This window comes from Acinetobacter sp. GW821-FHT01E09 (genome assembly GCF_059422385.1).
Window position 1 is genome coordinate 3,569,141 of sequence record NZ_JBWKWU010000001.1, and the last position, 13,325, is coordinate 3,582,465.

Genomic DNA, 13,325 nt, shown 5'->3' on the forward strand with positions numbered 1-13,325 from the left:
CTTTAGGAGTATTTTATGAACGCTCAACAGATTAATCAGCTGATTGCCCAATATCCGATTGTTAAAGACCTTATCGCACTCAAAGAAGTGGCGTGGTTTAATCCCAATTTTACCTCACTGGTAGAAGGGCTGCCCTATGTCGGGTTGGACCAAAAAGATATTGATGATGCCAGTGCACGTTTGACACGCTTTGCACCCTATTTGATGAAAGCCTTTCCAGAAACAGCAGCATCCCAAGGTATTATAGAGTCCGAACTGACAGCGATTCCTCAAATGCAGCAACAGTTGGAACAGTATTTTGGACAATCGATCCATGGTCAGTTATGGCTTAAAAAAGACAGTCATCTTCCTATATCGGGTTCAATTAAAGCCCGTGGTGGCATCTATGAAGTACTTTGTCATGCTGAAAAGCTTGCGATTCAAGCACAACGTTTAAACCTTGAAGATGATTATGCAAAACTGGATAGTCCAGAGTTTAAACAGTTTTTTAGTCAATACAGTATTGCGGTCGGTTCTACCGGAAATTTAGGCCTTTCTATTGGTATCATGAGTGCAAAATTAGGCTTTGATGTGACTGTGCATATGTCAGCAGATGCACGTCAATGGAAGAAAGATAAGTTGCGTGCGCACAATGTCACAGTAGTTGAATATGCTGAAGATTATGGTGTTGCCGTAGAACAAGGCAGAAAGGCAGCATTAGAAAATCCAAACTGCTTTTTTATCGATGATGAAAACTCACAAACCTTATTCTTAGGTTATGCAGTTGCTGGGCAACGTTTAAAACAGCAATTAGAACAAAAAAATATTTTGGTTGATCAACAACATCCTTTATTTGTTTATTTACCTTGTGGTGTTGGCGGAGGCCCCGGTGGCGTTGCATTTGGCTTAAAAATGGCCTTTGGTGATCATGTACATTGTATTTTTGCTGAGCCAACCCATTCACCTTGTATGTTACTCGGTGTTGCAACAGGTTTACATGATGAAATTTCAGTTCAAGATCTGGGTATAGACAATATCACCGCTGCTGATGGCCTCGCTGTTGGGCGAGCATCTGGCTTTGTGGGTCGAGCCATGCAAAGATTATTAGACGGTTTTTATACATTAACGGATGAAACCATGTATGTACTCTTGGGCATGCTCAATGATACAGAACAGCTTAAATTAGAACCTTCTGCGCTGGCGGGTATGCTTGGGCCAATTTTGACCAATCAACATCAAGACTATGCTGCACTACATCACTTTAGCCAACAGCAATTGGAAAATGCCAATCACATTGTCTGGGGGACTGGAGGAGGAATGGTTCCAGATGAAGAAATGGAAAAATACTTAACCCAAGCGAAAGCCTATAAAAAATAATCTGTATAGACTTGATTCGCACAGGTCTTGATCTCATCAGAATTTGGGGTGATAGCAGATAAATAAAGTGATTATCCTCTATCGCCCCCCAATTAAATCCTTGAGTCTGGATTTACCCTATGGAATTAAACGATCCCACCATTGACCCGAAGGACTTGGGCATTGACCCAATTACTCGCTTCATTTACGGCGAAATCCAACACTGCGGCAATATCTTCTACAGTGCCTAAACGCTCTAAAGGTGCAGCTTTGCTCAACTGAGCAATCAATTCATCACTTTTGCCTTCAAGAAAAAGCTCTGTTGCCGTAGGCCCAGGTGCAATTGCATTTACCGTAATATTTTTTCCTCTTAACTCTTTGGCTAAAATAGCTGTTAAGGATTCAATAGCAGCTTTTGATGCAGTATAAACACCATAGGTTTCGAGCTTCATCCCCACCACACTGCTGGATAAATTAATAATTTTACCGCCCTTTTGCAGTCGCTTAGCAGCTTCACGCATGGTATATAAAGGGCCTTTAATATTAATTGCTAAAACTTGATCAATACTTTCATCGTCTAATTGTTCAATCTTACTTAATTTCAAAATCCCTGCATTGTTGATCAGCACATCCAATCGACCATAGGTTTGAATTGCATAATCAAATAATGCAGTCACTTCATTAGAATGGCTGATGTTGGCTTTAAATAGACTCGCTGTTCCGCCTAACGCTTGAATACTGCTCAAGACATGCTCCGCCTCTTTATCGTTACTGGCATAATTGATAATGATTTTATGGCCTTGTTGTGCCAATAAGCTGGCAGTAAATGCACCAATCCCGCGAGAAGCGCCTGTAATTAAAATCACTTTTTCTTGCTGTGTATGATCTGTTGTATGCATCGTGATGACCTCATGGAATAAAATATACCTCTAATCGCTTCTATGATACTGTTCAGATAAAACCAGATAATCTCGTTAAATCTGACATCTTTATCCGAATAAATCGAACAATTGGAATGGCGTATGGATAAACTCAATGCAATGTCTGCTTTCGTCAATGTGGTTGAACAACAAAGTTTTACCAAAGCTGCGCAGATCTTAAATCTGCCACGCTCAACCCTGAGCGACGCAATTAAACAATTAGAATTCCAACTCAATACGCGCTTATTGTTGCGTACCACTCGTCAGGTAAAAGCAACCGATGAAGGCCATATTTATTATGAGCGCTGCAAATATATCTTGGCTTATATCAATGAGTCTGATCATGATTTTCTTGATGCAAAACCTCAAGGGCCTTTAAAAATCGCAGTTCATGGTATTTTTGCTGCGCATTTTATTCTGCCAAAATTAGATGATTTTTTAACTGAGTTTCTACAGATACAGTTGCAACTCACCGAAAGCGACCGTTATGTAGATCTGATAAAAGAAGGCATTGATTGTGTGATTCGTATAGGTCAGCTCAATAATAGTGAGTTAATTGTCAGGCATCTGGGCGATATTCAACAAGTGACATTAGCCAGTCCCAAATACTTAGAAAAATATGGCACACCACAACGCTTAGACGATCTGCAATCACATTTTATGGTCGGATTTTATTCTTCTGCTCGACAAAAGCCACTGCCGCTTGAGTTTGTGACAGGCAAGAAAACACAGTTTTTTGAATTGCCGTTAAAGATTCAAGTCAATGGTGCAAATACTTATGCAGCAGCAGCCAAACAGCATTTTGGCATCATCCAAGCACCGCGTTATGGTTATTTATCTGAGCTAGAGCAAGGCACACTTTGTCAAATTTTAACTGTCTATCCTGTTCCATCCCTGCCTATTTCTTTACTTTATCCATCAAAAACACTGGTTTCACCACGACAAAAAGTTTTTATCGAATGGATTGTACGATTGTTTCAGGATAATCCATTGCTTTGAAGTTTGAATCACGCTGCTTGATGGATATGATTAACTAGCGCTCTCTCGCATTGATCCCCATAGTATTTATACGCCAACACTCAATTCCTGACTCCAAGTTGAATCAGGTTGTTGATAAAGATGCCAACACATATTTTTAACCGAATCCATCAAGACAACATTCTGACTATGCCAACTTTCCAACATACAATAAGTGATATGGATACCTTTAGGATGAAACTCTCTTGCCAAAGATTGTGCCAATGCCCGAATACTGGCAAACATACTCTGAGTTAAGCCATTATTTTCAGCGATCAAGTTGGGCTGTGTTCCTAGAAAGATCAAAGTTCCTTGTGACTTTATCAACATCTGTCGAATAATCGCTTGGGCAATATTTACCGCAGCCAAACCAGTATTTTGCCAAAGCTGTTCGACCTGTTGGGCTGAAGCATCGGAATTCGACAATGATTTTGAAAAATCAGCTTGGAAAATACACAGTTCAATTGAATGCCCTGTTCGTTGAATATAGCCAACTAAATTTTTTAAAGCAGTCGGATTGATCAGATTCAAACGAACCCGCTTTAATCCTGAATCTTGTTGCTCAATCTTTAGATTGGTTTGCATAGGATCATGCTGAACTTGATATACAGGCATTGTACTATTGTGTGCTTGATCCACAAAAAGCTGGCTGAGCGAGTGGGTTTCGTTGCCAATAACAACAATACAGCCCTGTAGTTTGGATTTTTTTCTCAGCAATGGAGGAATTAAATTGTACATATTAGAATTTCTCCTGATAAGGACGTAAATCCAGCTCATGGGTCCATAAATCACGCTTTTGTTGATAAAGCATCCAATAATTCTCAGCAATCGCTTCGATATTTAATCCACCTGTGCCTCGTGTAAGTCTCAGTAAGCGCCCTAAACCAAATACCGCCTTATTGACACGATCACCATCGACCATGCCATCAACAATAATATGTGCAACATGGATATTTTGAGGCTTATACATCTGGGCGAGATGCAATGCGTAATTACGTAATGCAGATTTGCCCATGGTAAATGCCGCAAAAAAAGGTTTACCACGAAGAGATGCACTTGCCCCGGTAAAAATCAGTGTGCCATATTGCTGTTGTTCAAAGATTTTTAAGGCTTGTTGTGACACTAAAAAAGCCGATAAAAAAGTAGAACGCCACATTTGAGTAAAAAACTGAAGAGAGGTCTTTAAAAAAATTGAGGGAATATTGCCCCCCACATTATGAATAACAGCGACGAGATGCTCCTTTTGCGCATTCCTCTCCGCAAAAAAAGTCTGCACTTGTTGTTCATTTTCAGCATCCAAAGCATGTGCTACGGCGTGTCCACCTTGCGCATTGATTGAATCAGCCACGGCTTGCACTTTCGCTAAAGTACGCCCCACAACATGTACTTTTAATTTTTCTTGAGCAAAACGACGACAAACTGCTGCTCCAATTCCTTGTTCAGCACCTACGCCCATAACAACCACACATGGAAATGTTGCTATATTTTGAGATGTTGCATTCTGCGTATTCATAGCAAGTCTATCCATTGAGCAATAGAAGGATAAGCTTTAATTTTAGTGCCCCAAATTTTACTGGTGCGGACAATCTCTAAAAGCTGCGAACCAACCGCAATATCAGCCAGTGTTTTACCCTCGCCAACCAACCACCCTGTTTGCGCCAACACCAATTCGATACGCTCTAAATGACGAATAAATTCCGCCTCAATATCCTGCGTGGCCATGCGACCTGTCCCCTGCATTTTAAGTTGCAGGTTTAATGTTGCTTTGAGCAAGGGTTTTAACAGATATATTTCATGTTTGGGGCGACCTTTTGCACTCATTTCAACCGCATGATCTAAGGCATCAGCATCACTGACACGAAAGTGCACCTCATAGAAATATAACAACTCGTCTGACCAATCTTCCCAAAGCTCAACATAGGCCTTTTGCAAAGGATCAGCAGGATATAAACGTGGTAAGTCTGGGTAAGCATCATCAAGATAACGTGCAATACGGGTACTGTCCTGAATACGTTGACCATCAATATCTAGAACAGGAACCTTGCCTGCTTTACTGAGCATTGGCACTTTTGCGCCCAGTACACCGTTATAATCCACAGTCTGATAAGCAATCCCTTTAAATTGCAACATCCTGGCAACTTTTTGGCAAAAAGGTGAGATTTCCCATTGATGTAATACAACTGAATTCATTTTATATTCTCAGCTTAACGTTGGGTCGATTGATATTCGATAAACTACATCACAGGATCAGCACTTAATACATCAACGGCCTGATTCAAAGGCGATAAATCAAAAAATCTGAATTAAAAGCCATGATCCAAAAAATTCTGGTTCAAAACCATGATGCATAAATAGAATCTTTCAACGACGGATGATCATATTGGTTGCTGTTGCATGTGCATACAATTTTCCTTCTTCATCTCGAAGATAGCCTTCTGAAATGACTAAGTTTTTCCCTACGTTGATGACTTTACCTTCAGCAATTAACTTTTTATTAAACGGCATTGGACGACACATTTTTATCGCAAGATCAGTGGTTCCATAGCCCTCACCCGCAGCCAAGACGGTATGTGTGGCACACCCTGTCACTGAATCCAATATCGTTGCGGCAAAACCACCATGTACTCCACCCAATGGATTGCTATGACGTTCATCCGCAATGGCCATAAATACAATGCGACCATATTCAACGTCACCTACTTCCTCCATTCCCATGGTTTTTGCAATACCAGGCGCTGGCACCAGTCCTTTTTGGAATGCTTGCATAATTTCCAGACCAGTCATATTGAGTGGGTTCATCACTATTTCCTATTTTGATAAATAAAATACTTATTGGAGAAGGGTTGATTGTTCAGGGGATAAGCCAATTTTTACTTTAGTTTGTGCGACAATTTCGGATTCATCGGTATCATTCGGATGAAAATCAAACTGATAATAAGAGAAAAATTGCGGTACCAGCTTACGATAGGCTTGCACTGTAAACCCAGCAAACTTAGTCCAAGACTTAAGATTTAATATTTGTTTATCTCTCGACATTAACACCACTTGATATACATTAGAAAATAGTGTGATCAGCACAAGACTAAATGTAAAAATCGCCACGCGAGGAATGTAGGCATCTAAGCCCTTACCATATAAGTATTCATACATGTCATAAGCCACAGCCTTATGTTCGGTTTCTTCAACACTGTGCCATAACCATAAATTGCGAATAGTGGTATCGGTCATTAACTCATTGACATTTTTCATCATCTCCACCACCAACACTGCGGTGTAATGCTCCAGACCCACTGTGACCAAGAGATTCCATTTTTTAGGAAAGGCACGTTCTACCGCTTTTAATATGATCCCCGTGGCTTTTTCTAAGGATTCAGGATCTAAACCATATTGCTGTGCACTGACATGAAAAGCATGGTGTTCTTTAGAGTGCATGGCTTCTTGCCCAATAAAGGCACCAATATCACGATCTAATTGTGGGTTGTTTTTAATTTTTCCACGTAAAGCGCGTACTGAACGGACAAAGTACGATTCACCTTCAGGAAAAAGTGTCGATAGACCTGTGAAGTAATGAGTAAAGGTTGGTTCATCATTACACCAATACTTGGGCATATCCTGAAATTCATAATCCATACGACGTACTGGAAATGATGCAGGTGTTTTTTGCTTTGATTTTTCTTTCACCGCTGATATAGACATGGTTCACCTCAAGAATTTATCTTAAAATAACAAGTTCTAAAAAAGAACTTGTTGAGTTAAAATAATGATCCATGCTGATCTTGTCAATGATGTGAATACGCTAAAGCTTCAGGTTGTCCTTAAATGACAGACCTGTTCCTATAAAGACAATTGATCGCAGCCAAACTGTAAAAATAACATGATGATGAAATGATAAAGAAATGAGATACAGGCTGAACACATTGAAATGAATGATTTAATTACATGAATTTCACCTATTTCAGGCTACCTTAGAACTTTACTGATGATCCAAAATGTATGTAGACAATCAGCATTTTCAACACATGCATTCGCACATAAAAACACTTCATACTTTTGTTTTGAGAAGACATATGAACAAAAAGATCTACCTTACGTTAAAAAGTTGTTTGATCAGTTTAGTACTTATTAGCATGGTCGGTTGTGGGACTAGCGCTGATTCAGCAAATAATCAATCTGAAATCAATCAACAGAAACAGACTCCCTCATCATCAAATCAGCATAAAAAGCATGCGGCTAAAGATCAAACTGGGAAATTTATTGCAATTTACCAACCCGCTAAACATGCCCAAACCAAGATCGAAGAAAAATTTTGGCGCTCAAATTATTTATTAGAAGACTTTGCGGAATATATGAACGGCTATATCAATATACCGCAGGATATCAAAGTGATTGCCAAAGAATGTGGTGAAGTCAACGCATTCTATGATGCTGATACTTCCACAATAGAGATGTGTTATGAATTAGGCGAAGAACAAAGAGAGCTATTTTCTCAAGCAGGTGCTAAAGGCACCGAACTTGAAGATGAGCTGTTTCAAAGCGCACTTGGTACTTTGTATCATGAGGCAGGCCATGCCTTGATAGATACACTTGGATTGGATATCCCCTATAAATTCGAAGAAGATTATGCTGATCAAGTCGCTGCTTATATCCTAACAACTTATGATGAAGATAAAGATTATTTAATTTCTATTTCAGACTCTTATGGGCTAGAGCAACAAGGGCCAGCCGTTTCAAGAAAACTTACACCTGAAGGACACTCACCTGAATGGGTAAGAGCAGAAAATTTCTTATGTTATGTTTATGGATCTGACTCACAAAAATATGCGTATCTGGTCAAAGAAAAATACTTACCCAAAAGCAGAGCACTTGGCTGTAAAACTGAATATTCAGCATTGGTTCAAAGATGGGATGCTTTGCTTAAAAAACATTTAAAATAAAAGGCCGTCAATAAATGCAGGAACCATTCATTCCTGCAATATCCTACATGCTCAGCCATAAACTTAAATACTGGTCTGACGCTATTGTCATGTCAACGATTTGTCATAAAGGTGACACCTTGCTGTCACAAGCGCTGTCTAATGTGTGGGCATCTTTATTATGGACGAAGCACATGTTAAAAAAACCGAAACGATGGTTATCGTACATTTATATTTTCCCCATTTTACTGGCACTCACCGCTTGTAATGATTCAAATGATGATCAGGCCACTACCCAGCCTGATGGATCTAAAAAACCATTAATGCGTTGTGCACCATAAACATAAAAATACCAAAGGGAAATATTGTGATTAATCGTCGTCAATTTTTAGCAAATACACTTAAAACAAGTTTTGGTGCTGCTGCCTTATCTACATTTCCAGCCAGCATTCAAAAGGCATTGGCTATTCCTGCAAATAATAAAACAGGAACCATTCAGGATGTCGAACATGTGGTTATCCTGATGCAGGAAAACCGTTCATTTGACCATTATTTTGGTACATTAAAAGGCGTTCGCGGTTTTGCCGACCGCTTAACCATTCCTTTGCAAAATGATCGTACTGTATGGCAACAACAACGAAGTAACGGTGCCTTATTAACCCCTTTTCATTTAGATGGATCCAGTAATAATGCACAACGTACACCCGGTACAAATCATACTTGGGTAGATAGCCAAAAAGCTTGGGACAACGGCCGTATGTCAAATTGGCCTACCCATAAAACTGATTATGCAATGGGTTATTTTAAAGAGCAGGAAATCCCTTATCAGTTTGCTTTAGCCAATGCTTTTACCATTTGCGATGCATATCACTGTTCAATGCACACGGGTACAGATGCCAACCGTTCATTTCATTTAACTGGCACCAATGGCGCAGTACCGACCAGTACTGCGTTTGTGAATAATGAATGGGACTGGATTGATGGCGATCCCCAAAACGTAGATATCGGCTACACATGGAAAACCTATGCTGAACGTTTAGAAGAGGCAGGTGTTAACTGGATTTGCTATCAAAATATGCCAGACGAATGGGGCGATAACATGCTCGGTGCATTCCGTACCTTTAAAAAAGCCAATATTGCTTCAGGTTACCCAGTTTCAAGTGGTGGTGCGCCAAATAGTCCATACAATAAAGCAGCGCAACCGTTACCTTATAAAGCTTATGATACCACAACTGATAATGCTAAAAATCCACTGTATAAAGGTATCGCAAACACCCTGCCCGGCAATAAACCCGAAGAATTTTTAGATGCTTTTAAAAATGATATCAAAACAGGCAAACTTCCCCAAGTGTCTTGGATCAATGCACCTTCTATCTATTGTGAACATCCAGGTCCATCAAGCCCAGTACAAGGTTCTTGGTTTATTCAAGAAATCTTAGATGCTTTAACAGCAGTGCCAGAGGTTTGGAGTAAAACCGTTTTCTTGATCAATTTTGATGAAAATGATGGTTATTTTGACCATGTTCCTTCTCCATCAGCACCGACCTTACAAGCAGACAATACTTATGCAGGTAAATCTACACTTAGCCAAGCTGATATGCAGTATGAATATTATGTGCATGACGCGCCTTTGGGTAGTGCCAGCAGCAGCCAGCCTAAAAAAGACAATGGTGTTTATGGACCGGGCCCACGGGTACCACTCTTTGTAATTTCACCATGGAGTCGTGGTGGTGTGGTTAACTCTCAAGTGTTTGATCATACGTCTGTATTAATGTTTCTAGAACAACGCTTTGGGGTAAAAGAAACGAATATCAGCCCTTATCGTCGTGCGATTTGTGGTGATTTAACCTCAGCATTTAATTTTAAAACCCCAAATGAAGATGTACTGCCAGAATTAAATGGTAAACAAACCCGTGAGCAAGCAGATCAACTTCGTTCAGCTCAGCAAAAGTTGCCCAATGTTCCGATTCCAACCAATTTACAACTTCCAATTCAAGCCAGTGGTATACGCCCGTCTAAAGCATTGCCTTATGAATTACATACCAGTGCACGTTGTCAAAATGATGGAACAGTCAAACTCTTGTTCTCGAATACAGGGACTCAAGGTGCAGTTTTTCATGTCTATGACAAGTTAAATCTCAGCCGTGTCCCACGTCGTTACATTGTAGAAGCGGGTAAAACGCTGGATGATGTTTGGAATGTGAAAAAGGATAATCAAGGTTTGTATGATCTTTGGGTGATGGGACCAAATGGTTTTCATCGCCATTTCAAAGGTGATTTAAATCGTAATCAAACCCTGCAAATCAATCCTGAAATTCGAGTGTGTTATGATATTGCCAATGGTAATGTTTATTTAGACCTGACCAATACGGGCACGAAAGATGTTGAATTGGTCATTAGCCCAGTCGTGTATCGCAGTGATGCAGCGTTAAAAATCACTGTAAAAGCAGGTCAAACATCAACACGACATTGGGAACTGAAAGATACATGGCAATGGTATGATTTTGCCGTAACTTGTACTCAGGACACTAAGTTTTATCGACGCTTTGCAGGACGCGTTGAAACAGGAGCAGATTCTGTCAGTGATCCAGCGATGGTTTAATATTTAAAGAATTTTGAATATTCAGTTTTTTAGATTGTTAACACTGAATCAAATTTAACTGCACCCCAGATTTATTTAAAACTGGGGTGCTGTTATCTATCAACAATAAAATCTATTAAAATTTATAATTTAAGGAAACAACTGCTGATCTGCCATCCCCCATATAACCTGTCTTATAACTGGCAATAATACGTGTATAATATTGCTCATCAAATAGATTGTTGATATTCAATGAAATATTAGTTTTCTTATTAATATCATAAGCACCATATAAGCTGGTCACAACATAATTTTTTTGTTCAGCTTTAATTAAATGAGGCGTAGTCCGTGTTCCCATATTAATGTAGTCGTAACTTGAACCATACCAATTTAGACTGCCTCCGACCCTTAATCCCACTAAATCACCTTTAAATTGGTAGCTTGTATTTAGCTTTGCAGTTTGTTTAGGATTTGCTGTATTTACTTTATTCCCTGCTGCATCTTCAGTCTCGTTATAAGCATAACCAAAAGAAAGTGTCCACGCGTCATTTAGCTGCCCCAATGCTTCTATTTCAAACCCTTTTGTTTCCGCCCCTTTTACTGCTCTATAACGTGCGTCAATGCCATTCACACCAGTCCCTGCAATTTGTTCAGCAACATTGTCTTTTTTTGCATAATAAATCGCCGCATTCAGATCTAACCGATCATTGAACAAGCTATTTTTTAAACCTAATTCAGTATTACTGCCCGTTACAGGGTCTAAAAAATTACCATTAATATCAAGATTGGACTGAGGTTTAAAAATTTCTGTATAGCTTGCATACACTGTTGAATTTGAAAAAATATCATATGTGGCAGCAATATAAGGAATAAGGATACTTGATTGTTGTTGTTTTGAAGTAATATTAGTCAATTGACCATTTTTGTAATTCTTCGTTTGAGTATCCCAATCGGATAAACGTACCCCTGTAAACAGTTTCAAAGGATCTGTCAGATTCCATCGCGCATTGACAAAACTACCTAACATTTTCGTTTCAGTACTTTTATCGATACCTGTTCTTTGAGGTTTAAAATCTGGAGAAGTATTTCCATAGAAACTTGCCAAATCATTAATTGTATTTGTTGCAGAATAAGCTGGATAACTCAAACCATATTCATTTGCCTCTCGATCCCAACCATTCAAACCAAAAACAATCTGATGCTCGCGGTTAAATAAGTTAAACAAACCATTGACAGTGATGTCATAAGTATTTTGATTTAGATCACCTTCTGATGCCCAATGAGAATAACTTAAACCTGTACCATTTGGGTTTAAGTTTCCATTATAGGCATATGATGTTTTGGCAAATGCATCTAAATCTTGTCGACTAAAAGATACTCTAGTTTTCCAGTGGTCATTAAAACTATGATCTAAATAAATATAACTATTTTGCAATTTCCGTTGCCATCTTACCCAATCCATAGAACCAAAGTTATCTTCTGATGAAAATTTTGTTTTAGTTCCATCACTATAGAAAATTGGCACACCACCACCTAAACCTTTAGGATCATCATCTTGATAATCGATCCCTAATGTTAAGTGCGTTTGCTCAGTAATTTTTGATGTTAATGACCCTGAAATCGTTTTTGTATCTTTATCATAATTATTTTTACCTGTGCCTCCTTGTGAGTTTGTGACAATCAAGCGAGCATTCAATTTATCATCTGCCAAAATGCCTCCGGTGATATCTCCTGTAAATCTACGACCATCAAAGCTATCATAACTTGCCCCTACTTGCGCTTTAAATGCCTGCTCTGGTCTTTTATGCACCATATTAATTGATGCAGAAGGTTCTCCCAATCCGGTATTTAGACCATTTACACCTTTTAATACTTCAATATGATCATAAACAGCTGTGTCAAAAACAGGCATCGCAATAACAGAGCCACTAACGCCTGAGTAGGAAGATGCAATTCCGTCAATTTGAATATTGTCTACTGCAAATCCTCGAACATTATAATTGGGCCGTTCACTATCGTTATACCCGATACTTACCCCAGATACTTGTTGCATAACTTCTGCAATGGTGTTTAGTCCCTGATCTCGCATTCTTTGTTGAGTCACGACAGTCACGGTTTGAGGGGTTTCTTTTAGCGCTAAATTCATTTTAGTTGCTTGTGATGATTTATCTTTTTTATATTTTTTAGAATGTTCTGTTATATCGTCATTCATCTCTGCTTGAACAATAATTGGTGCTAATGCTGCTGTTGGCTCATCTACAGCAGCATAGATATGAGTGCTCAATAATGGTGTTGATATAATAACTTGCCATACTTTATTTGGAGGGAAACACTTCATGATAATCAATAACATTTGCAAATGATAATTATTATATATTAGTTTAATTTCAATTACATTGATTCTCCTGATGTTTTTTTAATCCATCCTCTAACTGAGCACAAATGTATAAACAAAAACCTAGAGAATCACATAATACAAGTAGCATTGATAATCGAACAAAACCCTGTGACTAAAATGAAAGCTTTGCATAACTACTTGCATTATTTCGCGACCAGACA

Annotated in this window: 12 protein-coding genes; 5 read left to right on the forward strand and 7 right to left on the reverse strand. The window is 38.9% G+C overall.

Features of this window, described 5'->3' with window-relative positions:
• The first annotated feature begins 15 nt into the window (after positions 1-15).
• A complete protein-coding gene (gene dsdA / locus AC07U8_RS16300) occupies positions 16-1,356 on the forward strand; it encodes a D-serine ammonia-lyase (RefSeq protein WP_494738278.1) in 1,341 nt (446 codons plus the stop codon).
• Positions 1,357-1,481: 125 nt separating this feature from the next.
• Here the strand turns inward: dsdA and AC07U8_RS16305 are convergent, their stop codons facing one another.
• Complete coding sequence (locus AC07U8_RS16305; protein ID WP_096734926.1) at positions 1,482-2,234, reverse strand: SDR family oxidoreductase; 753 nt, start codon at positions 2,232-2,234, stop codon at positions 1,482-1,484.
• Positions 2,235-2,357: 123 nt separating this feature from the next.
• Between AC07U8_RS16305 and AC07U8_RS16310 the strand changes: the two genes are divergently transcribed.
• Positions 2,358-3,254: a LysR family transcriptional regulator gene (locus tag AC07U8_RS16310; RefSeq protein ID WP_494738279.1), complete on the forward strand. Its 897-nt coding sequence runs from the start codon at positions 2,358-2,360 to the stop codon at positions 3,252-3,254.
• Between the two features lie 66 nt (positions 3,255-3,320).
• On the opposite strand, the gene AC07U8_RS16315 is transcribed toward AC07U8_RS16310, so the two are convergent.
• From AC07U8_RS16315 to AC07U8_RS16335, 5 genes are all read right to left on the reverse strand, one after another.
• Positions 3,321-4,010: a Rossmann-fold NAD(P)-binding domain-containing protein gene (locus AC07U8_RS16315; RefSeq protein WP_494738280.1), complete on the reverse strand. Its 690-nt coding sequence runs from the start codon at positions 4,008-4,010 to the stop codon at positions 3,321-3,323.
• Position 4,011: 1 nt separating this feature from the next.
• A complete protein-coding gene (locus AC07U8_RS16320; protein WP_494738281.1) occupies positions 4,012-4,785 on the reverse strand; it encodes an SDR family NAD(P)-dependent oxidoreductase in 774 nt (257 codons plus the stop codon).
• Positions 4,782-5,462, reverse strand: a complete 681-nt coding sequence (locus AC07U8_RS16325) for a glutathione S-transferase family protein (protein ID WP_239045083.1) — start codon at positions 5,460-5,462, stop codon at positions 4,782-4,784. The genes AC07U8_RS16320 and AC07U8_RS16325 overlap by 4 nt, the downstream gene beginning before the upstream one ends.
• A 171-nt stretch (positions 5,463-5,633) precedes the next feature.
• Positions 5,634-6,071, reverse strand: coding sequence for a PaaI family thioesterase (locus AC07U8_RS16330; RefSeq protein ID WP_004717695.1), 438 nt, complete (start codon positions 6,069-6,071; stop codon positions 5,634-5,636).
• Positions 6,072-6,101: 30 nt separating this feature from the next.
• On the reverse strand, positions 6,102-6,968 hold the full coding sequence (locus tag AC07U8_RS16335; RefSeq protein WP_494738282.1) for a metal-dependent hydrolase: 867 nt from the start codon (positions 6,966-6,968) through the stop codon (positions 6,102-6,104).
• A gap of 371 nt (positions 6,969-7,339) precedes the next feature.
• On the opposite strand from AC07U8_RS16335, the gene AC07U8_RS16340 reads away from it, so the two are divergent.
• The 3 genes from AC07U8_RS16340 to AC07U8_RS16350 are packed head-to-tail and all read left to right on the forward strand — an operon-like array spanning position 7,340 to position 10,787.
• Positions 7,340-8,206, forward strand: coding sequence for a DUF4344 domain-containing metallopeptidase (locus AC07U8_RS16340; RefSeq protein WP_494738283.1), 867 nt, complete (start codon positions 7,340-7,342; stop codon positions 8,204-8,206).
• 14 nt (positions 8,207-8,220) lie between these two features.
• Positions 8,221-8,526: a hypothetical protein gene (locus tag AC07U8_RS16345; protein WP_315078487.1), complete on the forward strand. Its 306-nt coding sequence runs from the start codon at positions 8,221-8,223 to the stop codon at positions 8,524-8,526.
• A gap of 26 nt (positions 8,527-8,552) precedes the next feature.
• Complete coding sequence (locus AC07U8_RS16350; RefSeq protein ID WP_494738284.1) at positions 8,553-10,787, forward strand: phosphocholine-specific phospholipase C; 2,235 nt, start codon at positions 8,553-8,555, stop codon at positions 10,785-10,787.
• A gap of 115 nt (positions 10,788-10,902) precedes the next feature.
• Here the strand turns inward: AC07U8_RS16350 and AC07U8_RS16355 are convergent, their stop codons facing one another.
• Complete coding sequence (locus AC07U8_RS16355) at positions 10,903-13,104, reverse strand: TonB-dependent siderophore receptor (protein ID WP_494738285.1); 2,202 nt, start codon at positions 13,102-13,104, stop codon at positions 10,903-10,905.
• Positions 13,105-13,325: the final 221 nt, after the last annotated feature.

Excerpts from the sequence above, each read along its gene's own strand:
- dsdA (WP_494738278.1), top strand. The coding sequence starts at position 16 with ATGAACGCTCAACAGATTAATCAGCTGATTGCCCAATATCCGATTGTT.
- AC07U8_RS16305 (WP_096734926.1), bottom strand. The coding sequence starts at position 2,234 with ATGCATACAACAGATCATACACAGCAAGAAAAAGTGATTTTAATTACA.
- AC07U8_RS16310 (WP_494738279.1), top strand. The coding sequence starts at position 2,358 with ATGGATAAACTCAATGCAATGTCTGCTTTCGTCAATGTGGTTGAACAA.
- AC07U8_RS16315 (WP_494738280.1), bottom strand. The coding sequence starts at position 4,010 with ATGTACAATTTAATTCCTCCATTGCTGAGAAAAAAATCCAAACTACAG.
- AC07U8_RS16320 (WP_494738281.1), bottom strand. The coding sequence starts at position 4,785 with ATGAATACGCAGAATGCAACATCTCAAAATATAGCAACATTTCCATGT.
- AC07U8_RS16325 (WP_239045083.1), bottom strand. The coding sequence starts at position 5,462 with ATGAATTCAGTTGTATTACATCAATGGGAAATCTCACCTTTTTGCCAA.
- AC07U8_RS16330 (WP_004717695.1), bottom strand. The coding sequence starts at position 6,071 with ATGAACCCACTCAATATGACTGGTCTGGAAATTATGCAAGCATTCCAA.
- AC07U8_RS16335 (WP_494738282.1), bottom strand. The coding sequence starts at position 6,968 with ATGTCTATATCAGCGGTGAAAGAAAAATCAAAGCAAAAAACACCTGCA.
- AC07U8_RS16340 (WP_494738283.1), top strand. The coding sequence starts at position 7,340 with ATGAACAAAAAGATCTACCTTACGTTAAAAAGTTGTTTGATCAGTTTA.
- AC07U8_RS16345 (WP_315078487.1), top strand. The coding sequence starts at position 8,221 with ATGCAGGAACCATTCATTCCTGCAATATCCTACATGCTCAGCCATAAA.
- AC07U8_RS16355 (WP_494738285.1), bottom strand. The coding sequence starts at position 13,104 with ATGAAGTGTTTCCCTCCAAATAAAGTATGGCAAGTTATTATATCAACA.